Genomic DNA, 24,251 nt, shown 5'->3' with positions numbered 1-24,251 from the left:
CGTGTCGAGCTACACACCGCAGGTCACCGGCTCGGGCTTCCGAGCATCCGTCCAACGCGTCGGCGGGTACCTCGCCGCGATGGTCATGCCGAACATCGGCGCGTTCATCGCCTGGGGTCTCATCACCGCGCTGTTCATCCCCACCGGCTGGATCCCCAACGCGCACATCGCGGAGCTCGTCGGCCCGATGATCACGGTGCTGCTGCCGCTGCTCATCGGCTACACCGGCGGCCGGCTGGTGCACGGCCAGCGCGGTGCCGTCGTCGGCGCGGTCGCCACCATGGGCATCGTCATCGGCGCCGACGTGCCGATGTTCCTCGGCGCCATGATGATCGGCCCGCTGGCCGCCTACGTGCTGAAGCTGTGGGACGGCCTGGTCGAGAACCGCATCCGTCCCGGCTTCGAGATGCTCGTGGACAACTTCAGCGCCGGCATCATCGGCGGCGCGATGGCGATCGGCGGCCTGTACGGCATCGGCCCGGTCGTCGAGTGGCTGACCAAGCAGGCCGGCAAGGGCGCCGACTGGCTCGTCGGGCACGACCTGCTGCCGCTGACCTCGGTCGTCGTCGAACCGGCGAAGGTGCTGTTCCTCAACAACGCCATCAACCACGGCGTGTTCGGCCCGCTCGGTGTCGCGGAGGCGGCCGAGAAGGGCAAGTCGATCCTGTTCATGATCGAGTCGAACCCCGGCCCGGGCCTCGGCCTGCTGCTCGCGTTCTTCCTGTTCGGCCCGCGCAACCTGCGCCCCAGCGTGCCGGCCGCGATCATCGTGCAGTTCCTCGGCGGCATCCACGAGATCTACTTCCCGTACGTGCTCATGAAGCCGAAGCTGATCCTCGCCATGATCCTCGGCGGCGCGGCGGGCGTCGGCACCTTCATGATCACCGGCGCCGGACTGGTCGCGACCCCCTCGCCGGGCAGCATCTTCGCCTACATGGCGGTCACCCCCAAGGGCGGCTACTTCGGCGTCCTGCTCGGCATCATCATCGCCGCCGGCGTCACCTTCGCCGTCGCCTCGCTGCTGCTGGGCTTCGGGCGCAACGAACCGGCCGAGGACGAGGCGATCGGCCCCGACGAGGAGACGGTCGTCGACCCCGACGAGGCCGAGAACGTGCAGGCCAAGCTCAGCCGCCAGGAGGCTTAGGAACCCATGCCGAGCATCAACGGTACGGACATCAAGAAGGTCGTCGTCGCCTGCGACGCGGGCATGGGCAGCAGCGTCATGCTGGCCAGCCAGCTCAAGCGCCAGCTCAGCAAGAACAACGTGACCGTGGAGCACACCCCGGTGAACTCGATCCCGGCCGACGCCGACGTGGTGCTGTGCCACCAGGGTCTCGCCGCCCGGGCCCGGGTCAGCGCCCCGGACAAGGTGATCATCCCGTTCCAGGTGTTCATCGGCGACCCGGCCGTGACCAAGGTCGTCCAGGTGGTGCAGCGCGGCGGTGAACTCAGTGGGTGACCTGCTCGCCCGTGACGCGATCCGGCTCGGTGAACGGGCCGGATCGCGGGACGAGGCCATCCGCCGCTGCGGCGAGGTGCTCGTCGGGATCGGGGCGGTGACCCCCGCCTATGTCGAGGCGATGCTGGAGCGCGAGCAGAGCATCTCCACGTACATCGGCGAGGGCGTCGCGATCCCGCACGGCACCCTCAACAGCAAGGAGACCGTCACCCGCGACGCGCTCGCGGTGCTCTCCTTCCCCGACGGCGTCGACTGGGGCGGCGAGGACGTGCGCGTCTGCGTGGCGATCGCCGCCGCCGGCGACGGGCACGTCGACATCCTCGCCGCGCTCGCCGACGTCCTGATGGACCCCGACCAGGCGGCCCGGCTGCGCGCCGCGGCCACCCCCGACGAAGTCCTCGAGCTGCTAGTACTGGAGCGATCGTGAGAGTTGTACGGTTCCACGCCCCCGGCGACGTCCGCATCGAGGACGCGCCCGAGCCGTCACCGGGCCCCGGCGACGTGAAGATCCGGGTGCGGGCCTGCTCGACATGCGGTACCGACGTCAAGATCTTGAACTTCGGACACCACCACATCGTGCCGCCGCGCGTCATGGGCCACGAGATCGCCGGCGAGGTCGTCGAGGTCGGCGCCGACGTGAGCGGATGGGCGCCGGGCGACCGGGTGCAGGTGATCGCCGCGATCCCGTGCGGGGTGTGCGGCGAGTGCCGGCGGGGCCGGATGACCGTCTGCCCCAACCAGGTGTCGATGGGCTACCACTTCGACGGGGGGTTCGCGGAGTACATGATCGTGCCGCCGAACGTCCTGAACGTCGACGGCCTCAACCGCATCCCGGACGGGCTGACCTTCGCCGAGGCCTCCGTCGCCGAGCCGCTCGCCTGCGTGCTCAACGGGCAGAACCTGGCCGGCGTCGGCGAGGGCGACGACGTGGTCGTGATGGGCTCCGGCCCGATCGGCTGCCTGCACGTGCGGCTGGCCCGGGCCCGCGGCGCCGCCCGGGTGTTCCTCGTCGACCTCAACCGTGAGCGCCTCGACCTGGCGGCCGGCCTGGTGCATCCGGACGCGGCCATCTGCGGCTCGGAGACAGACGTGGTCGACGCGGTCCTGAAGCTCACCGAGGGCCGGGGCGCCGACGTCGTCATCACCGCCGCCGCCGCGGGCGCGGCCCAGGAACAGGCGGTGCAGATGACCGCCCGGCAGGGCCGGATCAGCTTCTTCGGCGGCCTGCCCAAGGACAAACCGGTCATCGCCCTGGACTCCAACCTGGTGCACTACCGGGAGCTGACCATCGTCGGCGCCAACGGCTCCAGCCCCGGGCACAACAAGGAGGCGCTGCGGCTCATCGCCGAGGGCGCCGTCCCCGTCGCCGACCTCATCACCCACCGGCTGCCCCTCGAAGGGGCGCTGGACGCGTTCGGCATCGTCGCCCGCGGCGAGGCGATCAAGGTCACCATCGAACCCTGAGGAGGCAGTCGTGCCCATCCGCACCGTCGTCGTCGGTTCCACCAGCGGCCTGCACGCGCGCCCCGCCGCCCTGTTCGTCGCCGCCGCGGCGAAGCAGCCCGTGCCCGTGACCATCAGCACCGAAGGGGCGAAGAAGCCGGTGCCGGCCCGTAGCATGCTCGGTGTGCTGTCCCTCGGCGCCAAGCAGGGCACGGAAGTGACCCTGGAGGCCAACGGCGACGGGGCGGACGCCGCCCTGGACGAGCTCGCCGCGCTCCTGGCCAGCAACCTGGACGCCACCGATGGCTGAGCTGCACGGCATCGGCGTCTCACCGGGCCGCGCGGCCGGCCTGGTGCTGCACCTCGCGCCGCCCCCGGCCCTGCCACCGCAGCCGGCGGTGATCGACGCGGAGCGGGAGAAGGCTTCCGTACGCTCCGCGGTCGACGCCGTGGCCGCGGAGCTCACCCGCCGGGCCGACGCCGCGGCGGAGGACACGGTCGCGGAGGTGCTGCGGGCGCAGGTGCTCATGGCGACCGACGAGATGCTGTCGGACGCTGCATTTGAGCTCATCTCCGGGGGCTCGTCGGCGCCGCACGCTCTGGCCGGGGCCCTGGCGGAGCATCGGGCCGCTTTTGAGGCCGCGGGCGGGTACCTCGCGGAGCGGATCGCCGACCTCGACGACCTGCGGGACCGGCTGATCGCCGCCTGCCTCGGGTTGCCCATGCCGGGGATTCCGTCGCCCGGCCACCCGTTCATCCTGGTCGCGCGGGATCTGGCGCCGGCTGATACCGCGGGGCTGGATCCGGCTGTGGTCTTGGCGCTGGTGACCGCTGAGGGTGGGCCTACCTCGCACACCGCGATTTTGGCGCGGACCCTCGGGATCCCCGCCGTGGTGCGATGCGGTGCGGGCTTGGCGGATATTTCGGATATGTCGGTTATTTCGGTCGACGGCGCCTCGGGGGTCGTGGTCGCCGGGCTGTCCTCGGCGGAAGCCGACGCCGTCAACGCCGAGGCCGCCGAGCTGCTGCTGCGGCGGGCCGCGTCGTCCGGGCCGGGGCGGACGGCCGACGGGCATCCGGTGGCGCTGCTGGCCAACATCGGGTCCGCGCGGGACCTGAGCGCCGAGGTCGAGGGGGTGGGGCTGTTCCGGACCGAGCTGCTCTACCTCGACCGGGCCGACGCGCCGTCCGAGCAGGAGCAGGTCGCGGCGTACTCGGCCGTCTTCGCCGCGCTGCCCGGCAAGAAGGTCGTGGTCCGCACCCTCGACGCCGGGGCCGACAAGCCGCTGCCGTTCCTGCGGATGGCGGAGGAGCCGAACCCGGCCCTCGGCGTACGCGGCCTGCGGGTCGCCCGGCGCACCCCGTCGGTGCTGTCGACCCAGCTCGCGGCGATCGCCACCGCCGCGGCGGCCAACACCGCCGAGGTGTGGGTGATGGCCCCGATGGTCGCCACCGCCGCCGAAGCGTCCGAGTTCGCCGCGCAGTGCCGCGCGCACGGCCTGCCCTCGGCCGGCGTGATGATCGAGGTGCCGGCGGCGGCGTTGCGGGCCCCGTCGATCCTGCGGGACGTCGATTTCCTGAGCCTGGGGACGAACGACCTCAGCCAGTACACCTTCGCGGCGGATCGCATGTGCGGGGACCTCGCGGAACTGCTCGACCCGTGGCAGCCGGCGCTGATCGCGCTGATCGCCGCCTGCGCCACGGCCGGCCTCGAGGCGGGCAAGCCGGTGGGGGTGTGCGGGGAGTCCGCCGCCGATCCGGATTTCGCTCTTGTACTGGCCGGGCTCGGCATCTCCAGCCTGTCCATGGCGCCGCGGAGCATTCCGGCGGTGCGCGACTCGCTCGCGGCGCACACCCTGGAGGAGTGCCGGCAGATCGCGAAGCTGGCCCTGGCCGCCGACACTCCCGAAGCAGCACGCGCGGCGGTCCGCCGGGCCGGCTGAGGTTCGCAGTTCTGCTGTCTCGCGGTCTCGCGGTCTCGCGGTTCTGCTGTTTGGCGGTCTCAAGGTTTGCGCGGTTTGCGCGGTTCTAGCGGTTTGCGCGGTTCTAGCGGTTCGTTTCGCGGTTCGGGTTAGTGGTGGCGTTTTGTCCGCTTTTGTCGGGCCGGCTAGAGCTGCACACCCAGGGCGACGAACTGCAGCCCGCGGGACTGCAGGGCGGGGATGACCGTTTTCAGCGCCGCACAGGTCTGGGAACGGTCCCCGCCCCCGTCATGGCACAGCAGAATGTCCCCGGCCTTCGCGGCCAGCAGCTTGTTCGTGATGTACGACGTCCCCGGCTTCGTCCAGTCCCGCGGGTCCCGATCCCAGTTCACCGGCACCATCCCCGCCTTCGCCGCCGCCTCGAACACGGCCGGCGAACAGGTGCCCCCAGGTGCCCGGAAAATCGTCGGCGTGCGCCCGGTGGTCTCATGAATCTTCTCCTGCGCCCGCTCCACCTCCTGCTGCACCTTGTCCAACGGCATCGTGGCCAGCTGCGCCGGATGGCTCCAGGTGTGGTTGGCCACCTGATGCCCGGCATTCACCACACTCCGGGCGACCGCCTCCTGCCCGAGGATCTGATTGCCGATCATGCAGAACGTCGCCGGCACGTGGTACTTCTCCAGCAACCGCAGCACCTGCGGCGTCCACCCACCGTGCGGCCCATCGTCAATCGTGAGCGCCACCGCATTGTCGGGAAACTCCGGCCCAGGCACGATCTGCCGAAACTCTTTGAGCGTGTACACCGGCCGAGTCAACACACTCCCGGAAGGCGACACCGACGGCGACGGCGGAGGAGCCGGACGCGGCGGCGGAAGGAGCAACGGAGGCGGTGTCCGCGCCGGATTGTTTGGCACCGTCCGCGGATGGGCAAGGGCATCCCGGCCCAGTGCGGCCACACTCGCGGCAACAATGCCGGCACCAATCAGGCGGCGGCGGGACAAGCTCGTCAAGGCTCCTCCGTCGGGGGTTGTGCGCCGATGCACTGTCCAGACGTGACGCGCCGATTATCCGTTGCATCCGTTTTCGCCACGCCGTCACCCCGACAACTCACCACCCCGATCACCCACGCCCAAAACCGCTCCCAGCTCGCCGCCAGGCGTTCCCAAGCCCTTCCCGACCGGTCTTCACACGCCGTGTTAATTCGCCATGACGTCACAAACGCCACGCCCCTCGGCGACACAGGGTGCTCCCAACGGCACAGATCGTCCCCCGGTCACGCGGCACGCACCCCGACAGATCGTCCCCCGGTCACGCAGAACCCACGCCGACGCGCGGCATGTTGGTGCTTACACCCGGTCGCCGGAGCGCCCTGTTTCGCGACCTCGCTCGTGCGCCCCGTCCCGCGACCTCCGCTCGTGCGCCCCGTCTCGCGGCCTCCGCTCGTGGAGCGCGACTCCGCACTGCGCGGCACGGCGGGGTGGAGGCCCAGCGGGCGACTCGCCATCCCGCCCGTGCGGCGCGACTCGCACTGTGCGGCACGGCGGGGTGGGCGCTCAGAGGCCAAGCTGCCCGACGTGGTGGCCGAGCCGGTTCTCGACATCGCCCGGTTCCTGCAGACCCTCGTCCAACAGCCGCTCGATCCGAGCCTGCGCGGCGGGACGCTGGACCGAGGCGAGGAACGCATCCCATCCCGGCGCGAGGTCGCCGTCGACGGGCAGGCTGGCCCGGTCGACCAGGCGCTTCGTCGCGGCGATGGCCTGCTTGTCAAAGGAGGCGATCCGACTGGCGAGCGCGTCCACGAAGGCATCGAGATCGGCGTCGGGCAGTGCGCGGTTCACATACCCGTACCGCTCGGCCAGCTCCCCATCGATGTCGTCAGCACCCAGCAGCACCTCCAAGGCGCGGCCCCGGCCGATGAGGCGGGGCAGGCGCTCCAACGGACCGCCGCCCGGCACCAGGCCCGCCCCGACCTCCCACTGGGACAGCAGGGCCCGCTCCCGGCTCGCGAACCGCATGTCGCTCGCGAGCGCGAGCTCACTGCCGACGCCGGTCGCCCGCCCCCGGATCGCCGCGATCGACACCACCGGAGCCCGGCTGATCCGGGCGAGCAGATCGGGCAGAGCCGGCAGCCCGGTCGGCCCAGCGGGCAGCTCGGTCGTGTCCCCGAGCGGCGCCCGCAGGTCGTAGTGGGTGAGGAAGAAGCCGTCAACGGCACTGTCGAAGACCACCACCCGCACGTCGCCGTCGGTCTCCAAGGCCCGCACCACCCGCTCCAGCTGCGGGATCATGCCCGGCCCGAAAAATGTTCAACGGCGGATGGTCGAACGTCACCCGCCACCGAAACGGCGACAGACGCTCGAGACGGATGTCCACGGACTCACTCATCGCCGAATCGTGACCGCCGTTTCCGCCTGTTGCCTGCCATTGCCCCGCCGACCGGCCCGGTTTCGCCCCGCATCTCCCTCGAAGCGCCCGACGTTGGCAGCGCCCGCCCCCGCAGCGCCCGACCTCCGCGGCGCCCGACGCTGGCGGCGCCCGACCCCCCGCAGCGCCCGACCTCCGCGGCGCCCGACTCGCGCGGTGCCCGACTCGCGCGGTGCCCGACCTCCGCGGCGCCCGACCTCCGCGGCGGTCGACGTTGGCAGCGCCCGAGTTCCGCGGCGCTCGACGTTGGTGGCGCCCGACGTTGGTGGCGCCCGACCTCCGCAGCGCCCGACGTTGGCGGAGCCCCATGTTGGCAGCGCCCGACTCCGCAGCGACCCTCCTCGAACGTCACGGCCGTGGCGCCGGTGAAGCCGGTGCCGGTGATCGGCGCCGTTTCCTCTGGGCTGCCCCGCTGTGGCGGCAAACGTTCCTCGGTGTTTCCGCCCTCGCCGGCCCGTTTCCTCTCGAGTTGCCGCTGTTGGCAATGACTTTCGCGGCGTGGGCTCAGGGGCGGTCGAGGTCGGCGAGGCGGGCGGTGAGGAAGGCGCGTTCGGGCTCGTTGGCGGTCAGGGCGAGGGCCTCCTCGTACGCCAGGGCGGCCTCGGCGCGGCGGCCCAGCCGGCGGAGGAAGTCGGCGCGGGCGGCGGCGAGGTAGCCGTAGCCGGCGAGGGTGGGCTCCGACAGCAGGGGTTCCAGCGCGGCCAGGCCTGCCTCGGGACCGTCGCGCAGGCCCAGGGCGACGGCGTGGTTGAGGGTGACTACGGGGGAGGGCCAGAGGTCGGCCAGCACGGCGTACAAGCCGCAGATTTCGGTCCAGTCGGTCGTCTCCCAGCTCGGGGACTCGGCGTGCACGGCGGCGATGGCGGCCTCGACCGCCCAGCGGGTCGGGGGGCGGCGCAGGGCCTCGCCGAGCAGGGCGGTGCCCTCGGCGACCTTCGGGCCGTCCCAGCGGGTGCGGTCCTGTTCCGAGAGCAGCAGCAGGCGGCCGTCGGGGGCGGTACGGGTCGCGCGGCGGGCGTCGATGAGCAGGAGCAGGGCCAGGAGGGCGGCGACCTCGGGGTCGCGGGGTAGCAGCAGGCGCAGCATCCGGGCCACCGCGATCGCGCCGTCGGTGAGGTCCGTGCGCTGCAGCTGGGGGCCGCTCGGGGCGGTGTGGCCGGTGGTGAACACCAGGTGGACCACCTCGCAGGCGGCCTGGACGCGGGGCGGCAGCTCGTCCGGGCCGGGGACGCGGAACGGGATGCGGGCGGTGGCGATCTTCCGCTTGGCTCGGGTGATGCGGGCGGCCATGGTCGGCTCCGGCACCAGGTACGCCCGGGCGACCTCGGCCGTCGACAACCCGCACACCAGCCGCAGGGTCAGCGCGACCTGGGCGTCGCGGGACAGGGCCGGGTGGCAGCACATGAGGATCAGGCCGAGCCGGTCGTCGGCGGGCGGGGCGACCTCGTCGGTGACCAGCAGGGGCAGCATCCGTCGCAGTGCGGTCTCGCGGCGCAGGCGGTCCACGGCCCGGTTGCGCGCGACGGTGGTCAGCCAGGCGCCGGGGCGGTCCGGGATGCCGGCGTCCGGCCAGGTGCGCAGGGCCTGGGCGAACGCGTCCTGGACACACTCCTCGGCGAGGTCCAGGTCGCGGGTGAGGCGGACGACGGCGGCCAGGACGCGGGCCCACTCCTCACGGTGGGCCCGCTCCACGGCCTCAGCGACGCTCAAAGCCGCCACTCACAGCACGGCGACCGGCAGCAGCGCGCCCGACAGCAGCGCGACCGGCAGCAGGGCGGCCGGCAGCAACGCAACCGACAACACGGCGAGCGGCAGCAGGGCAACTGACAGCAGCGCAACTGACATGAGGCCAATCGGCAGAGCTGCCGTTCGCAACGCTGCAGCTCATGGCACTGTCGATCACCGAAAGGCGCATATACGAAATGTCCGAAATGTCGCGGCGCGCCAGCGCCCGACATTTCGTGAACCAGCCCGAGGTGAGCCGGGCCGCCTGCGACAGGGTCACGAGTGGTCCACGATCGGGCGGACCTCGACGCCGCCGTGGCCTGCGGACAGTTCGGGCAGCCGGCCCGCCAGGTGCAGGGCGGCGTCCAGGTCCGGAGCCTCAATGACGTAGAAGCCGCCCAGGGCCTCCTTGGTTTCCAGGAACGGGCCGTCCGTCGGGGTCGGGCGGTCGCCCGTCGTGGAACGCAGGGTGGTCGCGGTCGACGAGGAGGCCAGCTCGTGGCCGGTGAGCATGTTGGCGCCGAGGGCCTCGGCGAAGGCCCGGTGGCCGGCGTCCTTCGCTGCGCGGTCGGTCGGGGTCTCGGCGTCCCAGCGCTGCTCGTCGCCGTAGATCAGCAGGAGGTACTTCGCCATGGTGGGCGTCCAATCGCTGGTTGGGTTCCGTCATGGGGACGACGAACGGGGTGACGCCGTTTCGACACGTGGGCCGCCGTACGATTCGATCGCATGACGACCTGCGAGGGCCGATGAGGCGCCGGACGGTGCTGCGGGCCGGTGGGGCCGCGGCCGGGGTGGTTGCGGCGGGGGGTCTTGCCGCGTGGTTCGGGCTGCGGGAGGACACCACCGTGCCGGGGGCCACCGCGTCGGGGCGGCGGTGGCGGGTCCAGCTGGGCGATCAGCCTGATGTGCTGCAGCTCGACGGGGACACCCTGCTGGCGCTCGGGAGCGGGCTGACCGCGTTCGGGGCCTCCGACGGCACTGTGCGCTGGCGGGACGATCTCGGCCGCAACACGCTGCAGACCGCCCGGGCCGGGGACCCTCCCGTGCGCATGGCCGGCGATGCGTTCGTGTTCCGCACCCAGGATCGCGCCGCCACTCCAGGAAACTCGGCAAACCCGCAAGGAAACCCGGCAACGCCGCAAGGCAACGCGGCAACACCCCAGCGCAACTCGGCAACCCCGCAAGGCAACGCGGCAACGCCCCAGGGCAACTCGGCAACCCCGCAAGGAAACCCGGCAACGCCGCAGGGAAATCAGGCAACGCCGCAAGGAAACTCGGCAACGCTGCCGCCGGGGACCGCTGCCCAGGTGCGGGTCGCGGGGCTCGGGGACGGCAAGGACCGGTGGTGGCGGGCGTTCACCGGATACCTCGGGGACATCGCGCTCATCGACAGCAAGACCGTCGTCACGGTCGCCGACGGCACCGACGGCCGCGCGCTGACCTGTTTCGCCGGGCCGACCGACACCTGGCGGCAGCCGGTCCAGGCAACCAGCGGCCCGTTCGACCTCGCCGTCGCCGCCGGGACCGTGTTCGCCGCCGCCCAGGAGCTCGCCGCGCACGACGCCGCGACCGGGACCCGCAAATGGGCGGCCACCGCGCCCGACGGGCAGGTGTTCGGGCGGCCGGTGGTGCTCGGAGCGCTCGTCGTGGCCCTCGGCATGCGGTACGTCGACGACGATTACTTGTTCCGCAACGAGTCCCTGCACGCCTTCGACGCCGCCACCGGCCGGCCGAAGTGGAGCTGGGACGCGCCCGACGGGTTCCTGGCCGACGGTGCGCCGCTGCTCACCGGGCGCGGGATCGTCGCGGTGCACGAGAGCGGGCGGCTCACCGGGCTCGACGGAGGCACGGGCGCCGAACGGTGGCACTACGACTGGGACTTCGCCGACATCACGAGCCTCGGCGACACGGTGTACGTCGCGACAACCGACGGCGTCGCGTTCGTCGACCCGGTCACGGGGGAGCGCACCCGGCTGCTCGACGAGCCCAACGCCTACAAGCTGGCCGGCTCCGGCAAGCGGCTGTGCGTCGCCGCCGGCGAGACGCTGTCCGGCTACGACGTCTGATCCGCGGGCTTGGGGCGGTCGCGCTTGGGCAGCTTGGACACGACCCAGCGGTACGACTCCTCGATCGCCTCGAGAATCTCCTCGTCGGGGATGGCGCCGCCGATGGACAGCGAGTTCCACCCGGACCGTCCGATGTAGGCCATCGCGGCGGCGTCCGCGGGGTACCGGTGCAGCCACTCGTCGGCCGCCTCCCGCGTCGGGGCGCACTTCACCCCGACCGTGTCCGTGCCGACGAACGCGAAGATCTTCGGCCCGACCTTGGCCACCACGTCGCCCTCCCACGGCTGGTCCTCCCAGGCGCCGGGCTTGGCCAGACACTGCGCGAGCAGCTCATCACGATTCACGAGCGTCCCCCCAAGGAAAAGCGTCCCCCAAGAAAGAAGCGTCCCCCAGGAAAGAAGCGTCCCCCAAGAACGGGCGTCGCCCAACGAAGCACAGGAACCGGGTCTGCGCATCGGCCCCGGCCGGCGGCGTCACCGGCGGGTCGAAGGCCCCGGTCGCGAGCAACCCCGCCGCGAACGGCTCGGCCGCCGCGTGCACCCGAGCGACCTGCGCCGCGTCGAGCGTCTCGTCGCCGCCGGTGGCCCGGGCGAGGTCCCAGGTGTGCACCAGCACCTCCACGCTGCCCACGACGGACACCGCCTGCGGGATGGGCACGGCGCCCATCGGGCCGCCCGGCAACCGGCGGGCGGTGCGCTGCGGGTCGGCGAGCATGGCCAGCATGTCGTCGCGGACGCGCCCGAACGCGGCCGCCAGGTCGGCGCCGGGCTCGATCGGCGGCGCCCCGGCCATCGGGCCCGTGCCCACGCCGTCGGCGGGGGCCGGGGGCGGGCCGCCGGCCAGGAACAGGAAGCCGCGGTGGCCGTTGACGAGGTGGCCGACCACGTCCCGGGCGCTCCAGCCGGGGCAGGGGCTCGGATTCGCCCAGGCCCCGGCGGGCACCGCGCGGATGCGGGCCAGGAACCCCTCGCTCACGACCGCGTAGTCTTCGCGCACGTCGGTGGACATGTCACGCAAGATAGGCCGGGCCGTTCTTGCGCGTCAAAGGGGGCGCCCCGCCCGTGGACGGGGCGCCCCTTCGATCAGGAACCGATGAGCAGACCGTAGTCGGCCATCGCCATGGCGATGTCGGACTGGGCCCAGAAGCGGTGGAACGTGAACGTCGGGGCCGAGCCGCCGTCGAGGTAGGACTGCACGGCCGGCCAGTTCGGGTCGTTCTTGTAGAAGGAGCGGATGTCCAGGAAGGACTTGCCGGGGGCGATCACGTCACCGTTGGGCATGACGCCGTTGTACCCGGACGGGATGTACAGGCCCTGCTGGTTGGACGAGGACCACACGTCGTCGAAGCGGTTGTAGTCGGCCCGGGTCTCCGGGATGCCCACACCCTGCGAGTCGGTGTGCAGCCAGATGCCGTCGAGCAGCTTCTTGGCCGTGGTCTTCGCCGCCGTGTTGTTCGCCTTGGCGCCGTAGTAGGTCAGCAGCCGCGCGTACGCCGCCGCGATGCCCACGTCGGTGCCCTTGTTGACGACCGTCACGTGCAGGTTGGTGTTCGCCTGCGGGTTGGACGGGTTCCACGTGTTCGGCGCGCCGCTCCAGGACAGCGTGTCCGGGATCTGGAAGTCGCCGTTGGAGCTGAACGTGGTGTTGGCGATCGCCCAGGTGACCCACTTGTCGAGCATGGCCTTGGCCTTGGTGTCGCCGGTGGCGTAGTAGTACTCCGCGACCCGCTCGATCGACCACGCCTGGAAGCCGAACCACTGGTTCGACGGCGGGTCGTGGTAGACCGGCTGGACGTCGTAGAACAGGCCGTAGAACGTCGGCGTGCCCGACGGCGGCTGCGAGTAGCTGCCGCCCCAGCTGTTCGTCGCCCCGCCGGCGAAGGCGCCCTCGGAGGACTGCAGCCACTGGTAGAACTCGAGCTGGCGGCCGAGGCTGGTCTGCCAGTCCGCCTTCGCCGAGGACGACTTCGGAGTCAGCGCCGTGACGTTGGACAGCGCCCACGCCGCGAGCGGGTTCTGGTACCCCTGGTGGTTGTGGCTGGAACCGATGCGCCACGACCACGCGCCGCCCGCGTCGCCGCCCCACGCGAAGTACCACGACAGCAGGTAGTTCGCCGAGTCCTTGCCGGTGCCGGCCGCGCACGCGGTCGAGGTGCAGCCCGGCTTCTTGAAGTACTTGTCGTACATCGCGTAGCGCAGGTAGTCACCCATCTTGGCCGCCTTGGCGACGGTCGCCGCCACGTCGGCCTGCTTGCCCTGGGCCGTGGCCCACTGCAGCGCCCAGTAGGCCGCCTCGACCGCGCGGGCGTCGGCGTCCGGGGCGTCGGTGTAGCGCCACTGCTTGGCCGGGGAGCCGTCGATGAACAGCGGCAGATACCCGCCGTTCTGCTTGGCCCCGTAGGCGAACGTCTCGCAGGACGGGTGGGCGACGGTCTCCCACACCGACTCCTGCGGGCCGCGCTGGTAGGTGTTGATGAACGACACCTTCGAGCCCGACACCGGCGTGCAGGAGCTGTAGCCGTAGACGTTGTCGACGTCCTCGATCCAGTGCATCGCGTACATGTCGGTGTTGCCGTAGGTCGAGGTCAGCTCGCTGTACAGCGGGTCGGCACCGACCTTCACCGACGAGTCGAGGTGGCCGCCCTGCTGCGGGTACAGGCTGGGCTGGTCGGCCTCGGGCGCGTAGTCGGCCGGGTCGCTGGCGTTGTAGCCGCCGGTCGTCTGGTTGGCGTGGGTCGGGATGATGTACTTCTCCATCGTGTCCCAGGCCTTGTTGAACGGGGCCCAGTCACCCTTCACCCGGCCGTACTGCGCCTCCATCCAGATCCAGAAGCTGAACGCCTCGGACGTCGTCTCGTGGCCCCAGTCCGGCGCCTCGACGACGAGCGTCTCGATCGCGTGGTACGGCACGCCCTCGGACGAGAAGTACCCGTTGCTGTGGATCTTGTTGTACTGCTCCAGGAAGCGCTGCACGTACACGCCCCCGGCCACGTCGTCGTCGCTCTCGTTCAGCGTCACGGTCGCCGACTGCCAGCCGCTCGCGCTGAGCGTGACCGTCGCCGTGCCGTTCGTGGTGTCCGAGTCCTGGGCCGCGGACGCCGTCACGTTCTGCGCCGTGTTCCAGTTCGACGTGGTGAACGTCAGCGACGTCGGGCTCACCGAGAGGTCCGCGTCGCCCGACTTGCTCACGGCCACGGTGGTGGTCGCCGTGGGCGCCTGGTTGAGCTTCACCGCGAACGTCGCGGTGCTGCCCTCGGGCACGCTCACCGAGGTGGGCGTGGCGACGATCGACGGCCCGGTGACCGGGTCGACGAAGACCGGCACCGCGGTGGAGGTGCCCACCGCGCCCTTGCTGTCGTACGCCTTGGCCTGCAGGCTGTACGCCGCCGACTGGGCCGGCACGCCCGTCCAGTTGTAGGTGAACGGGGCGCTGGTGTCGGTGCCCAGCAGCAGGCCGTCGTGGTAGAACTCGACCTTCGCGATCGAGTCGCCGGTGTCTGGGTCGCTCGCCGAGGCCGTCATCGGGATCGTGGCCGGCGCCGAGTAGCGCGTGTTGGCCGCGGGCGCGGTGAGCGACACGGTCGGCGCCTGGTTCGGGCCGGTGCACGGGGTGCCGTTGAGCGAGAAGGCCGTCGGGTTGGTGTTCGTCCCGCTGTAGTTCGCGTTGAAGCCCGGGTTGACGGTGCCGCCCGAGGGCAGGTTGCCGTTCCAGGCCGCATTGCGGATGGTCACGTTCTTGCCGGACTGGGTGAAGTCGCCGTTCCAGCTCTGGGTCAGCGCCTGGTTGCCGGCGTACGTCCAGCTGACGTTCCAGCTCGACACGGCGTCACCCAGGTTGGTGACGACCAGGTCGCCGGTGAAGCCGGTCGGCCACTGGCTGCGCACGGTGTACGTCACCGAGCAGCCGGTCGCGGCATGGGCGGTGCCGGCCGGCAGGGCGACGAAGGCGCCGGCGATCAGTACGCCGACGGCCAACGCGCGGAGCCGGCGTTTCGGCCCGCGTTGGGGTGTGGACATCTCGCTCCTCGTGAAAGTTACGTACCGGGGAACGGGCACCCACCAGCGCAATGGCTTCGGTGTGCAAGGCCATTGCTGGCAGTGCCCCGGCGGCTCCCATCCGCGAGGTGACGAGGATTCTGGCATGGGAGCGCTCCCGGGACAAGCGGCGCTACGGTCTCGGCACCCATCGATCTCCATGGAGGTGATGCCGAACCCCCACTCGCGGCTCCCACGCGAAACCCGCCGGGCGCGGCGATTCCGTCGCGCCCGGCCCCTGCAGAGTTCGGCCACTCCAGCGGGTTAGTTCGAGCCGATTTGGGTTAGTCCCACCCTCATCCGACCGGAAGGGGGTCGTCATGGTCCGACCCATCGCAGACCTCGAGGGGCATCCGGACATCGTCGAGATGCGTGCCCGGTACGACACGGTCTCGGAGACGCCCGCGGCGCGCATCACCGACGGCGCCTTGGTGCTCGCGGGGCTCTACCTCGCGGTGTCACCGTGGATCGTGGGGTTCCCGCCCTTCGAGGCGAACCTGTCCGTCAACAACTTCATCTGCGGCATCGCGATCGCCGTCCTCGCGGGCGGGTTCGCCGTCGCCTACGGCCGTACACACGGCCTGACGTGGGTGCCGGTGGCGCTCGGCGTGTGGACGATCATCGCGCCGTTCGTCATCCAGCGCGGTTACGCCTCGGGCGGCGCGATCTGGAGCAACATCCTGATCGGCATCGTCACGGTAGCCCTCGGGCTCGTCGCGATGCGGCCGGCGATGATGGCCCGGAAGAGGTGACGGACGGTGGCCCGGCTGGGCCCCGCTGCGGGCTCAGCCGGTCTCGCCGTCGATGCGCTGGCGCAGCAGGTCGGCGTGGCCGTTGTGCCGCGCGTACTCCTGGATGAGGTGCAGATACATCGCCCGCAGCGACATCTGGCCGCGCAGCGAGTCCTCGAACGCGTCGTCCAGCGCGTTGCCGGCCACGGCCTCCCGCGACGCGCGCCACTCGTCGATCAGCCGCTGGTAGTCCCGCTCGGCGTGGGCGGGGTCGACCTCGTCGAACGCGGCGTCCTTGGCGTCGGGGCGTTTGTAGGTGTACTGCACCGAGCGGCCGTGGAAGCGCGCCTGGAACCACTCGCGCTCGACGTCCGTCACGTGCCGGAGCAGCCCCAGCAGGGAAAGCGTCGACGGTGGTACCGCCGGTGCGGCGAGCTCAGCGCCGGTCAGACCGGTGCACTTGCCGACCAGCACGGCGCGCTGCCAGTCGAGGAAGCCCTCCAGCAGCGTGCGTTCGTCGGCGACGAGCGAGCCCCCGAACGGCGGCGGTGGCGGTGCGACCCAGGTCATGAGGCGATCCTAAAGCCGGTCCACTGCGCATGTTGCCGGGGAGCATGGCAACGTATGCAGCATGTCCGTCCATCCCCGCGCAGGGCAGCCCGCGCAGCGCTCCGACCTCGTCGACGTGCCGCGGCTCATCACCAGCTACTACGCCGTACACCCCGATCCGGCCGACCCCGCCCAGCAGGTCGCCTTCGGGACCTCGGGTCACCGCGGATCGTGCCTGCGCGGCTCGTTCAACGAGGACCACATCGTCGCCACCAGCCAGGCCATCTGCGACTATCGGGCCGGCCAGGGGTACACCGGACCGCTGTTCCTCGGTCGTGACACCCATGCGCTGTCCGAGCCGGCGACGGTGAGCGCGCTGGAGGTGTTCGCGGCGAACGGGGTGACCGTGCTCATCGACAGCCGCGACGGGTTCACGCCCACGCCCGCGGTGTCGCACGCGATCCTCGTCAACCGCCACCGCGGCGCCGACGGGGTGGTGGTGACGCCGTCGCACAACCCGCCGGACGACGGCGGCTTCAAGTACAACCCGCCCAACGGCGGCCCGGCCGACACCGACGTGACGAAGTGGATTCAGGACCGCGCGAACGAGCTGCTGCGGGCCGGCCTGACGGGCGTCAAGCGGGTCACGTACGCGCAGGCCCTGGCAGCCGACACCACGCAGCGGTACGACTTCATGGCGTCGTATGCCGACGACCTCGGCTCGGTGATCGACATGGCGGCGATCGCGGGCGCGAAGGTGCGCATCGGCGCCGACCCGCTCGGCGGGGCGAGCGTGGCGTACTGGGCGTACATCGGCGAGCGGTACGGCCTCGACCTGACCGTCGTCAACCCGCTGGTCGATCCGGCGTTCGGCTTCATGACCCTGGACTGGGACGGCAAGATCCGGATGGACTGCTCGTCACCGAACGCGATGGCCTCGCTCATCGGGCGGCGCTCCGAATACCAGGTCGCCACCGGCAACGACGCGGATGCGGACCGTCACGGGATCGTCACGCCGGATGCGGGGCTCATGAACCCGAATCACTTCCTGGCCACGGCGATCGATTATCTGTACCGCAACCGCTCCGGCTGGTCCGCGCAGGCCGCGATCGGCAAGACGCTCGTGTCGTCGTCGATGATCGACCGGGTGGCGGCGGACCTGGGGCGGACCCTGATCGAGGTGCCGGTCGGGTTCAAGTGGTTCGTGCCGGGGCTGCTGGACGGGTCGGTGGCGTTCGGCGGCGAGGAGAGCGCGGGGGCGTCGTTCCTGCGCCGCGACGGGTCGGTGTGGACGACCGACAAGGACGGCATCCTGCTGTGCCTGCTCGCCTCGGAGATCATCGCGCGGACCGGGCGGACGCCCTCCGCGCACTACGCGGATCTCGTGGCGCGGCACGGGGAGCCGGCGTACGCGCGGCTCGACGTGGCCTCGACCCGCGAGGAGAAGGCGGTGCTGGGGAAGCTGTCGCCGGAGCAGGTCACGGCGACCTCCCTGGCGGGGGAGCCGATCACGGCCAAGCTGACCGCGGCCCCGGGCAACGGGGCCGCGATCGGCGGGCTGAAGGTGGTGACGGAGTCCGGGTGGTTCGCGGCGCGGCCGTCGGGCACCGAGGACGTCTACAAGGTGTACGCGGAGTCGTTCCAGGGCCCTGATCACCTGGCGCGCATCCAGGACGAGGCGCGCGGCGTGGTGTCGGCGGCTTTGACGGCCTAGGACAGGGCCGTGTGGTGCCGGGTCAGGCCACTGCCTTGTCGGCGGTGGCCTGACGGGCGGCGCTGACGGCGTGGGTGTTGGGGCGCTTGAAGGCCCGCTGCAGCTGCACGATGATCGACCAGGTCACCTCGGAGACCGGGCGGGCCCCGTTGACCTGCAGGAGCAGCTCGCGGGAGGCGTAGTACTCCAGCAGCGGGCGGGTCTTCTCCTCGTACACCTTGATCCGGTGCCGGATGACGTCCTCGGTGTCGTCGGCGCCGCGGGCGCGGGCCAGGAGGCGGCGGATCAGCTCCTCCTCGGGCACTTCCAGGTGTACCGCGATCTGGACGCCGACGCCCAGGCTGCCGGCGGTGCGGTAGGCGGCCTCGGCCTGCTCGACCGTGCGCGGGAACCCGTCGAGCACGTAGCCGCCGGTGTCGCTGGCCGCCATGACCGGCTTGCGCAGCATGTCCATGATCACGGCGTCCGGGACGAGTTCGCCCTTGTTGACGATGTCCTCGACGGTCTTGCCGATGGTCGTGCCGTCCGCGATGTGCTTGCGCAGCAGATCGCCGCTCGCGATATGCGTGATGCCGAACTGCTTCGCGATCGCGTCGGCCTGGGTGCCTTTTCCGGCGCCCGGTGCGCCAACCATCAGAATCCGCTTCGACCGCGGTGCCGCCGACTGCATCGTCATCTGCACACCCCTTCGTATGCCACGCTGAGTTCGGCGCCGCCGCCGATGGTCCAGCATCGCATCTCGATCTGGTGCGTGGGCTGTGGGACGACTGTGAATTTGCACATGCCCGGCTGAAGGAATTGTTTCCCGCCAGCCGGGAATGAGCGTGCTTCTTGAGGCGTTGACCACCTGGTTCGGAAGATTTTCCCGTCCCGCGATGTGGTCGGCGCCGTTTAGTTGGTGCCCAGGAGATCGACGACGAAGACGAGGGTCTCGCCCGGCTTGATCGCGCCGCCCGCGCCGCGGTCGCCGTAGCCCAGGTGCGGCGGGATGACCAGCTTGCGGCGGCCGCCGACGCGCATGCCGGCCACGCCCCGGTCCCAGCCGGTGATGACCTGACCCCGGCCCAGGCCGAAGTCGAACGTGCCGCCCCGGTTCCAGGACGCGTCGAACTCCCGGCCGGTCGACAGGGCCACGCCGACGTAGTGGACGCTCACCTGCTGCCCCGGCACGGCCTCGGGCCCGTCACCGACGGTGATGTCCTCGATGACGAGGTCGGCCGGCGGCGGCCCGTCGGGCAGCGTCACTTCAGGCTTGCTCAGCGCCATGCGCTTGACTCCTCTTCGTTACGAAACGTCGGCTCCATCCTGCCCTATCCCGTCGTACGGTCGGCGTGTGCATCCCGTCCGGGTGGCGTTCTGGTCGGTGACGGCGTGCGCCGTGCTGGAGCTCGGCCAGGCCGCGACAGCCGGCTGCCTGGTGCTGCGCTACGAACGCCTGGTGGACGATCTCGGCCCGTGGACCCGGATCGAGGCCATGCTGGTGGAGACCGTCTACGTCCACCTGACCGGCGCGTTGATCCTGGCCACCGGCCTGGGCATGATCCTCTCCGGCGCGGCCCTCGCGGTGCCCCGGCGCAACCCGTACACGCGCACGGTGGTCGGCTGGACCCTCCTGGTGGTCAACCTGTCGCTGCTCCTCGGCGTCGTCTACAGCCCGGACTCGGTCCTGCTGCCCGACAGCCAGCACCAGCTCGATCATCTCCAGCCGTTGCTGCCGCTGTGGTACACCGCGCAGCAGGGCCTCACCGTCACGGCGGTGATCGCCTGCTCGGCGGTGGCGATGGTGCGCCTGGGCGGGGAGGCGGCGAGCGAGTACTACCAGCGCCACGACCCGACCGCCACCTGGCACGGCTTCACGTCCTGGCTGGACGTCCGCTTCCAAGACTGACGCCGGGATGTCGAGGGCGGGGGAGCGGCTCCGACCGGTTGGCATGAAGCAACGCTCGCCCTGGCTCGGCCTCGCGGTCCTCGCGCTGCCCGCCCTGCTCGTCTCGATCGACGTGTTCGTGCTGCTCCTGGCCATGCCCCGGATCGGCGCCGACCTGCATGCCAGTAGCACCGAGCAGCTGTGGATCCTCGACGTCTACGGGTTCCTGCTGTCCGGCTCGATGATCACCATGGGGACCCTCGGCGACCGGATCGGGCGGCGGCGGCTGCTGCTGATCGGCGCGGGCGCGTTCGGGGTGGCGTCGATCGTCGCCGCGTACAGCAACGGGCCGGTCATGCTCATCGCCGCCCGCGCCGTGCTCGGCATCGCCGGTGCCACCCTCGCCCCGTCGGCGCTGGCCCTGATCAGCGGCCTGTTCCCCGACCCGCGGCGGCGCGGCCTGGCCATCGGCGTCTGGATGGTCTGCTTCATGAGCGGCGCCATCATCGGCCCGGTCGTCGGCGGCCTGCTGCTCGAGCACTTCTGGTGGGGCTCGGCGTTCCTGCTGGGCGTACCGCCGATGCTGCTGTTGCTCATCCTCGGCCCGCTCCTGCTGCCCGAACAGCGCCACCCGGGCGCCGGCCGCTTCGACCTGCCCAGCGTCGGGCTCTCGCTCGCCGCGATCCTCCCCGCCGTGTACGGCATCAAGGAACTCGCCCGCGCCGGCTGGCACCCGCTGCCGGGCGTGTCCCTGCTGCTCGGCCTGGTCCTCGCAGTGGTGTTCGTCCGCCGCCAGCTGATCGTCGGCAACAGCAATCCACCGGCAACGCCGGCCGAACGGCCCGCGGCCGCGATCGATCAGCCCGGCACCGCCGATCCCGAGCGCGGACGGAGCGGTTCGGCCGAGGTGACAGCGGCGCTGGCGACCGAGATTGATCAGGGCCAGAGCGTCCGGAGCGGCCGGGTCCGGGAGCCGCTCCTCGACCTGCGGCTGTTCCGCAACCGGGCGTTCGCCACGGCGCTCGGCGGGATGTTCGCCGGCACCATGCTCACCGGCGCCATGATGGTCTTCATCACCCAGCACCTGCAGCTCGTCGACGGCCTCTCCCCGCAGTCCGCCGGCCTGTGGATCCTGCCCGCCGCCGTCGCCAGCGGCATCAGCTTCCAGGTCTCGCCGCTGCTGGCCCGGCGCGTGCCGCAGGGCCGGCTCATCGCGGGCGGCCTGCTGCTGTCCGCGGCCGGCGCCGCCCTCGTCATCCTCGTCCCGGCCGGTGCGGGCCCGCTGCCGATCGTCACGGCGTTCGTGATCAGCAACCTCGGCATGGGCCCGATGGTCACCCTCGCCACCGGGATCGTGCTCGGATCGGCCCCGCCGGAACGGGCCGGGTCGGCCGGGGCACTGTACGAGGTGTCCGGCGAGTTCGGGTACGCGCTCGGCATCGCCCTGCTCGGCAGCCTCGGCGCCGCCGTGTACCGCGCCGTCGTCGAGGTCCCCGCCGGCCTGCCGGGCGCGGCCGGGGTCCGGGACACCGCCACGGCCGCGACCGCGGTGGCCGCGACCCTGCCCGGGGACCTCGGCGACCGGGTGCTCGCCACCGCCCGCGACGCCTCCACCGCCGGCCTGCACGTGGTCGCCGCCGTCGCCGCGGTGGTGCTGGTGGTCCTGGCCGTGGTGACGTACCGGATGCTGCGCCACCTGCCCCCGCTGACCTCCGCGGAGCCGGCGGAGACGGCGGACCGAAGCTGACCCACGCGCGGGTGCGGCGGCCGGCCCGCGGCCGTCAGGTTCGCAACGCCGGCCGGTGCGGACAGGCCGGCCGCCGCCGCAGGTGGTACGCCACCGCCGCCGCACCCAGCGCCACGGCCCACACCGTCCACAGCACCCCCGGCCCCGCCACCGCCCACGTCGACCACGTGATCGACAACCGCAGGTTCATCAGCCCGGCCGGCACCAGCACCACCGCGACCAGCAGCGCCGGCACCACGGCCAGCATCGGCGGGACCGGCCGCCCGGAACGCCCCGGCACCCAGCGCGGGAACCGCTCACCCCAGGGCGCGACCAGCCCGTGGGTCAGCACCCCGCCCGCCATCGACGCCACCGCGCACCCCAGCCCCACCTCGAGCATCCCGGGTGTGGCCTGCATCATGGCCAGAAAGTCCCGCGGGATCCCCAGCGGCACCCCCAGGTACCAGGCGATCCGGGTGACCTCGTAGGGCAGCGGCGCCAGCAGCGCGACCAGCACGGCGCGCCGCCCGAACCGCAGCAACGTGGGGCGCGGCACCGCCGACCCGCCCCCGCACCGCAGGCACACGCCCCGGGCGCGGCGGGACGCGACCAGCGCGGCCAGCGCCCACAGCACCCCACCGGCGAACAGGATCAGCAGGTTGGTCCGGTGCCAGTACATGATGTCGCCCAGCCCGTCCTGCGGCCCCGGCACCCCCGTGAACGCGAAGACCACCAGGAGCGGCGCGAAGGCGAGAAAGGCCAGCAGCGAGTAGTCGGGCAGCAGCAGCGCCAGCACGGCGGCAAGCCCCCAGGCGGCGATCAACGCGGCCCGGCCGGCCCCGCCGCGGGCCAGGTACACCGCGAGCGCGACCCCGCCCAGGCACACCCCGGCCAGGACCGGCGCCACCACGCCCACCGGCGCGCCCTCCAGCAGCGACGCCGACCGGTGATCGTCGTCGACGGGCCCGAACGGATACGAGCCGCCACCCGCCCACCAGACCACCGACAGGACCCCGTACCCGGCGGACCAGGCCCCGGCGCCCCACGCCGGCCACTTCCACAGTTCCATGGGGGAGATCTTCGATATAACAGCCTGTGATGGTACTGAGCGATGCTGAGCCCGTTGCCAGATTGCGGGAGCCCACGCGAACCGGGTGAGGCGAGATAGTGTTCGGAGACGTGACTGTGACGCCAGACCAGCCCCTGGACCTTCCCCGCACGGCAGGCGAGCTCCGGGCGAGCGGCCACCGGTTCCGCACCGTGAAGGAGGAGCTCCGCGAGAACCTCCTCGACCGGCTGCGCTCCGGCGAGCCCCGCTTCCCCGGCATCGTCGGCTACGACGACACCGTCCTGCCCGAGCTGGAGCGGGCCATCCTCGCCGGGCACGACGTCGTGCTGCTCGGCGAGCGCGGCCAGGGCAAGACCCGGGTCATCCGGGGCCTGATCCACCTGCTCGACGAGTGGACGCCGATCATCGCCGGGTCCGAGCTCAACGAGCACCCCTACGAGCCCATCACGCCCGCCTCGCGCCGGCTGGCCGCCGAGGCCGGCGACGCGCTGCCGGTCGACTGGATCCACCGCTCCGTCCGGTACGGCGAGAAGCTCGCCACCCCCGACACCAGCGTCGGCGACCTGATCGGCGACGTCGACCCGATCCGGGTCGCGCAGGGCCGGACGCTCGGCGACCCGGAGACCATCCACTTCGGACTCGTACCGCGCACCAACCGCGGCATCTTCGCCGTCAACGAGCTGCCCGACCTCGCCGAGCGCATCCAGGTCTCGCTGCTCAACGTCCTGGAGGAGCGCGACATCCAGGTCCGCGGCTACCAGCTGCGGCTGCCCCTGGACATCCTGCTCGTGGCCAGCGCCAACCCCGAGGACTACACCAACCGCGGGCGGATCATCACGCCGCTCAAGGACCGGTTCGGGGCCGAGATCCGGACCCACTATCCGCTCGATCTCGAGCTCGAGATGGATCTGGTACGGCAGGAGGCCCAGCTCGTCGCCCAGGTCCCCGACCACGTCATCGAGGTGATCGCCCGCTTCACGCGCGCGGTCCGCGAGTCGCCGTCCGTGGACTCCCGCTCCGGCGTGTCGGCCCGGTTCGCGATCGCGGCGGCCGAGACCGTGTCCGCGTCGGCGCTGCGCCGCGCGGGGCTGCTCGGCGAGGAGCTGCCGGTGGCGCGCATCGGCGACACCGAGTCGGTGACCTCGACGCTGCGCGGCAAGGTCGAGTTCGACAGCGGCGAGGAGGGCCGCGAGATCGAGATCCTGGCCCACCTGCTGCGCACCGCGACCGCGGAGACGTTCCGGGGGCGGCTGGCCGGGCTGGACCTGTCCGGGTTCACCGACCTCGTCGCCGAGGGACAGGTCATCGAGACCGGGGAGCTGGCCGCGGCGGACGAGATCCTGCGCCAGGTCGGTACCGTGCCGGGTCTCTCCAAGGTCCTGGATCGTCTCGGGCTCGGCGACGCGCCCAGCCGGGGCGAGGCGGCCGCCGGCGTCGAGTTCGCCCTGGAGGGCCTGCACCTGACCCGCCGGCTGTCGAAGGACCTCACCGACGACGGCCGCACCGTGTACGGAGGCTGATC

The 24,251-nt window shown here is 71.7% G+C and carries 24 protein-coding genes; 12 read left to right on the top strand and 12 right to left on the bottom strand.

Annotated features, from left to right (window positions below; genetic code table 11):
* Position 1 precedes the first annotated feature (1 nt).
* From mtlA to ptsP, 6 genes are read left to right on the top strand one after another with little or no spacing between them, the layout of a single operon-like run.
* On the top strand, positions 2 to 1,144 hold the full coding sequence (mtlA, locus tag ACQP00_RS27215; protein WP_433199566.1) for a mannitol-specific PTS transporter subunit IIC: 1,143 nt from the start codon (positions 2 to 4) through the stop codon (positions 1,142 to 1,144).
* A 6-nt stretch (positions 1,145 to 1,150) separates the two neighbouring features.
* Positions 1,151 to 1,459 carry a PTS lactose transporter subunit IIB gene (locus ACQP00_RS27210; RefSeq protein ID WP_433199564.1) on the top strand — a complete coding sequence of 103 codons (309 nt, stop codon included), beginning with the start codon at positions 1,151 to 1,153 and terminating at the stop codon, positions 1,457 to 1,459.
* Entirely contained in the window at positions 1,452 to 1,886 is a 435-nt protein-coding gene (locus tag ACQP00_RS27205) for a PTS sugar transporter subunit IIA (protein ID WP_433199561.1), read from the top strand. Before ACQP00_RS27210 ends, ACQP00_RS27205 begins: the two co-directional genes overlap by 8 nt.
* On the top strand, positions 1,883 to 2,923 hold the full coding sequence (locus tag ACQP00_RS27200) for a zinc-dependent dehydrogenase (protein WP_433199558.1): 1,041 nt from the start codon (positions 1,883 to 1,885) through the stop codon (positions 2,921 to 2,923). The genes ACQP00_RS27205 and ACQP00_RS27200 overlap by 4 nt, the downstream gene beginning before the upstream one ends.
* A 10-nt stretch (positions 2,924 to 2,933) precedes the next feature.
* The gene (locus ACQP00_RS27195; RefSeq protein WP_433199555.1) at positions 2,934 to 3,212 is read left to right on the top strand and encodes an HPr family phosphocarrier protein; all 279 of its coding nucleotides are present in this window, start codon (positions 2,934 to 2,936) and stop codon (positions 3,210 to 3,212) included.
* Positions 3,205 to 4,845 carry a phosphoenolpyruvate--protein phosphotransferase gene (gene ptsP, locus ACQP00_RS27190; protein WP_433199552.1) on the top strand — a complete coding sequence of 547 codons (1,641 nt, stop codon included), beginning with the start codon at positions 3,205 to 3,207 and terminating at the stop codon, positions 4,843 to 4,845. The genes ACQP00_RS27195 and ptsP overlap by 8 nt, the downstream gene beginning before the upstream one ends.
* A 164-nt stretch (positions 4,846 to 5,009) precedes the next feature.
* On the opposite strand, the gene ACQP00_RS27185 is transcribed toward ptsP, so the two are convergent.
* The 5 genes from ACQP00_RS27185 to ACQP00_RS27165 all read right to left on the bottom strand — a co-directional run bounded on the left by ACQP00_RS27185 (position 5,010) and on the right by ACQP00_RS27165 (position 9,606).
* Entirely contained in the window at positions 5,010 to 5,834 is an 825-nt protein-coding gene (locus tag ACQP00_RS27185; RefSeq protein WP_433199549.1) for a polysaccharide deacetylase family protein, read from the bottom strand.
* Positions 5,835 to 6,377: 543 nt separating this feature from the next.
* Positions 6,378 to 7,112, bottom strand: coding sequence for an enoyl-CoA hydratase/isomerase family protein (locus ACQP00_RS27180; RefSeq protein WP_433199546.1), 735 nt, complete (start codon positions 7,110 to 7,112; stop codon positions 6,378 to 6,380).
* A gap of 640 nt (positions 7,113 to 7,752) precedes the next feature.
* On the bottom strand, positions 7,753 to 8,958 hold the full coding sequence (locus ACQP00_RS27175; protein ID WP_433199543.1) for an RNA polymerase sigma factor: 1,206 nt from the start codon (positions 8,956 to 8,958) through the stop codon (positions 7,753 to 7,755).
* A gap of 9 nt (positions 8,959 to 8,967) precedes the next feature.
* Entirely contained in the window at positions 8,968 to 9,093 is a 126-nt protein-coding gene (locus tag ACQP00_RS27170) for a hypothetical protein (protein WP_433199541.1), read from the bottom strand.
* 156 nt (positions 9,094 to 9,249) lie between these two features.
* Positions 9,250 to 9,606, bottom strand: coding sequence for a YciI family protein (locus ACQP00_RS27165; RefSeq protein ID WP_433199538.1), 357 nt, complete (start codon positions 9,604 to 9,606; stop codon positions 9,250 to 9,252).
* Between the two features lie 113 nt (positions 9,607 to 9,719).
* Between ACQP00_RS27165 and ACQP00_RS27160 the strand changes: the two genes are divergently transcribed.
* Positions 9,720 to 11,039 (top strand): PQQ-binding-like beta-propeller repeat protein, encoded by a 1,320-nt coding sequence (locus ACQP00_RS27160; RefSeq protein ID WP_433199535.1) that lies wholly within the window; start codon positions 9,720 to 9,722, stop codon positions 11,037 to 11,039.
* Here the strand turns inward: ACQP00_RS27160 and ACQP00_RS27155 are convergent.
* The 3 genes from ACQP00_RS27155 to ACQP00_RS27145 all read right to left on the bottom strand — a co-directional run bounded on the left by ACQP00_RS27155 (position 11,027) and on the right by ACQP00_RS27145 (position 15,055).
* Positions 11,027 to 11,383: an MmcQ/YjbR family DNA-binding protein gene (locus ACQP00_RS27155; RefSeq protein WP_433199532.1), complete on the bottom strand. Its 357-nt coding sequence runs from the start codon at positions 11,381 to 11,383 to the stop codon at positions 11,027 to 11,029. The two genes, ACQP00_RS27160 and ACQP00_RS27155, sit on opposite strands and share 13 nt — an antisense overlap.
* Entirely contained in the window at positions 11,373 to 12,047 is a 675-nt protein-coding gene (locus ACQP00_RS27150; RefSeq protein WP_433199529.1) for a TIGR03086 family metal-binding protein, read from the bottom strand. Before ACQP00_RS27150 ends, ACQP00_RS27155 begins: the two co-directional genes overlap by 11 nt.
* A 74-nt stretch (positions 12,048 to 12,121) precedes the next feature.
* Positions 12,122 to 15,055, bottom strand: coding sequence for a glycoside hydrolase family 48 protein (locus tag ACQP00_RS27145; RefSeq protein WP_433199526.1), 2,934 nt, complete (start codon positions 15,053 to 15,055; stop codon positions 12,122 to 12,124).
* Between the two features lie 338 nt (positions 15,056 to 15,393).
* Here ACQP00_RS27145 and ACQP00_RS27140 point away from each other — a divergent pair, with 338 nt between their 5' ends.
* Entirely contained in the window at positions 15,394 to 15,825 is a 432-nt protein-coding gene (locus ACQP00_RS27140) for an SPW repeat protein (RefSeq protein ID WP_433065996.1), read from the top strand.
* A gap of 33 nt (positions 15,826 to 15,858) precedes the next feature.
* Here the strand turns inward: ACQP00_RS27140 and ACQP00_RS27135 are convergent, their stop codons facing one another.
* Positions 15,859 to 16,374 carry a DinB family protein gene (locus ACQP00_RS27135; protein WP_433199523.1) on the bottom strand — a complete coding sequence of 172 codons (516 nt, stop codon included), beginning with the start codon at positions 16,372 to 16,374 and terminating at the stop codon, positions 15,859 to 15,861.
* A gap of 61 nt (positions 16,375 to 16,435) precedes the next feature.
* Here ACQP00_RS27135 and pgm point away from each other — a divergent pair, with 61 nt between their 5' ends.
* Entirely contained in the window at positions 16,436 to 18,067 is a 1,632-nt protein-coding gene (pgm, locus tag ACQP00_RS27130; protein ID WP_433199520.1) for a phosphoglucomutase (alpha-D-glucose-1,6-bisphosphate-dependent), read from the top strand.
* Between the two features lie 22 nt (positions 18,068 to 18,089).
* On the opposite strand, the gene ACQP00_RS27125 is transcribed toward pgm, so the two are convergent.
* Positions 18,090 to 18,743: an adenylate kinase gene (locus ACQP00_RS27125; protein ID WP_433199517.1), complete on the bottom strand. Its 654-nt coding sequence runs from the start codon at positions 18,741 to 18,743 to the stop codon at positions 18,090 to 18,092.
* Positions 18,744 to 18,958: 215 nt separating this feature from the next.
* Complete coding sequence (locus ACQP00_RS27120) at positions 18,959 to 19,333, bottom strand: FKBP-type peptidyl-prolyl cis-trans isomerase (protein ID WP_433199514.1); 375 nt, start codon at positions 19,331 to 19,333, stop codon at positions 18,959 to 18,961.
* 67 nt (positions 19,334 to 19,400) lie between these two features.
* Here ACQP00_RS27120 and ACQP00_RS27115 point away from each other — a divergent pair, with 67 nt between their 5' ends.
* Complete coding sequence (locus ACQP00_RS27115; RefSeq protein WP_433199512.1) at positions 19,401 to 19,955, top strand: hypothetical protein; 555 nt, start codon at positions 19,401 to 19,403, stop codon at positions 19,953 to 19,955.
* Between the two features lie 43 nt (positions 19,956 to 19,998).
* Positions 19,999 to 21,681, top strand: coding sequence for an MFS transporter (locus ACQP00_RS27110; protein WP_433199509.1), 1,683 nt, complete (start codon positions 19,999 to 20,001; stop codon positions 21,679 to 21,681).
* 34 nt (positions 21,682 to 21,715) lie between these two features.
* On the opposite strand, the gene ACQP00_RS27105 is transcribed toward ACQP00_RS27110, so the two are convergent.
* Positions 21,716 to 22,729 (bottom strand): NYN domain-containing protein, encoded by a 1,014-nt coding sequence (locus tag ACQP00_RS27105; protein WP_433199506.1) that lies wholly within the window; start codon positions 22,727 to 22,729, stop codon positions 21,716 to 21,718.
* 110 nt (positions 22,730 to 22,839) lie between these two features.
* Between ACQP00_RS27105 and ACQP00_RS27100 the strand changes: the two genes are divergently transcribed.
* Entirely contained in the window at positions 22,840 to 24,249 is a 1,410-nt protein-coding gene (locus ACQP00_RS27100) for a sigma 54-interacting transcriptional regulator (protein ID WP_433199503.1), read from the top strand.
* Positions 24,250 to 24,251 lie beyond the last annotated feature (2 nt).

Origin of the sequence: Dactylosporangium sp. CS-047395 (genome assembly GCF_050942185.1) — a bacterium.
Taxonomy (GTDB): domain Bacteria; phylum Actinomycetota; class Actinomycetes; order Mycobacteriales; family Micromonosporaceae; genus Dactylosporangium.
Note: the sequence above shows the minus strand (reverse complement) of the source record. Positions and strands in the feature narration are given on the sequence as shown.

Bases quoted from the DNA above. Each gene is read 5' to 3' on its own strand.
- ACQP00_RS27105 (WP_433199506.1), bottom strand. From the start codon at position 22,729: ATGGAACTGTGGAAGTGGCCGGCGTGGGGCGCCGGGGCCTGGTCCGCC.
- ACQP00_RS27145 (WP_433199526.1), bottom strand. From the start codon at position 15,055: ATGTCCACACCCCAACGCGGGCCGAAACGCCGGCTCCGCGCGTTGGCC.
- ACQP00_RS27120 (WP_433199514.1), bottom strand. From the start codon at position 19,333: ATGGCGCTGAGCAAGCCTGAAGTGACGCTGCCCGACGGGCCGCCGCCG.
- ACQP00_RS27110 (WP_433199509.1), top strand. From the start codon at position 19,999: ATGAAGCAACGCTCGCCCTGGCTCGGCCTCGCGGTCCTCGCGCTGCCC.
- ACQP00_RS27160 (WP_433199535.1), top strand. From the start codon at position 9,720: ATGAGGCGCCGGACGGTGCTGCGGGCCGGTGGGGCCGCGGCCGGGGTG.
- ACQP00_RS27140 (WP_433065996.1), top strand. From the start codon at position 15,394: ATGGTCCGACCCATCGCAGACCTCGAGGGGCATCCGGACATCGTCGAG.
- ACQP00_RS27165 (WP_433199538.1), bottom strand. From the start codon at position 9,606: ATGGCGAAGTACCTCCTGCTGATCTACGGCGACGAGCAGCGCTGGGAC.
- ACQP00_RS27180 (WP_433199546.1), bottom strand. From the start codon at position 7,112: ATGATCCCGCAGCTGGAGCGGGTGGTGCGGGCCTTGGAGACCGACGGC.
- ACQP00_RS27210 (WP_433199564.1), top strand. From the start codon at position 1,151: ATGCCGAGCATCAACGGTACGGACATCAAGAAGGTCGTCGTCGCCTGC.
- pgm (WP_433199520.1), top strand. From the start codon at position 16,436: ATGTCCGTCCATCCCCGCGCAGGGCAGCCCGCGCAGCGCTCCGACCTC.
- ACQP00_RS27170 (WP_433199541.1), bottom strand. From the start codon at position 9,093: ATGTCAGTTGCGCTGCTGTCAGTTGCCCTGCTGCCGCTCGCCGTGTTG.
- ACQP00_RS27125 (WP_433199517.1), bottom strand. From the start codon at position 18,743: ATGACGATGCAGTCGGCGGCACCGCGGTCGAAGCGGATTCTGATGGTT.
- ACQP00_RS27135 (WP_433199523.1), bottom strand. From the start codon at position 16,374: ATGACCTGGGTCGCACCGCCACCGCCGCCGTTCGGGGGCTCGCTCGTC.
- ptsP (WP_433199552.1), top strand. From the start codon at position 3,205: ATGGCTGAGCTGCACGGCATCGGCGTCTCACCGGGCCGCGCGGCCGGC.
- ACQP00_RS27150 (WP_433199529.1), bottom strand. From the start codon at position 12,047: ATGTCCACCGACGTGCGCGAAGACTACGCGGTCGTGAGCGAGGGGTTC.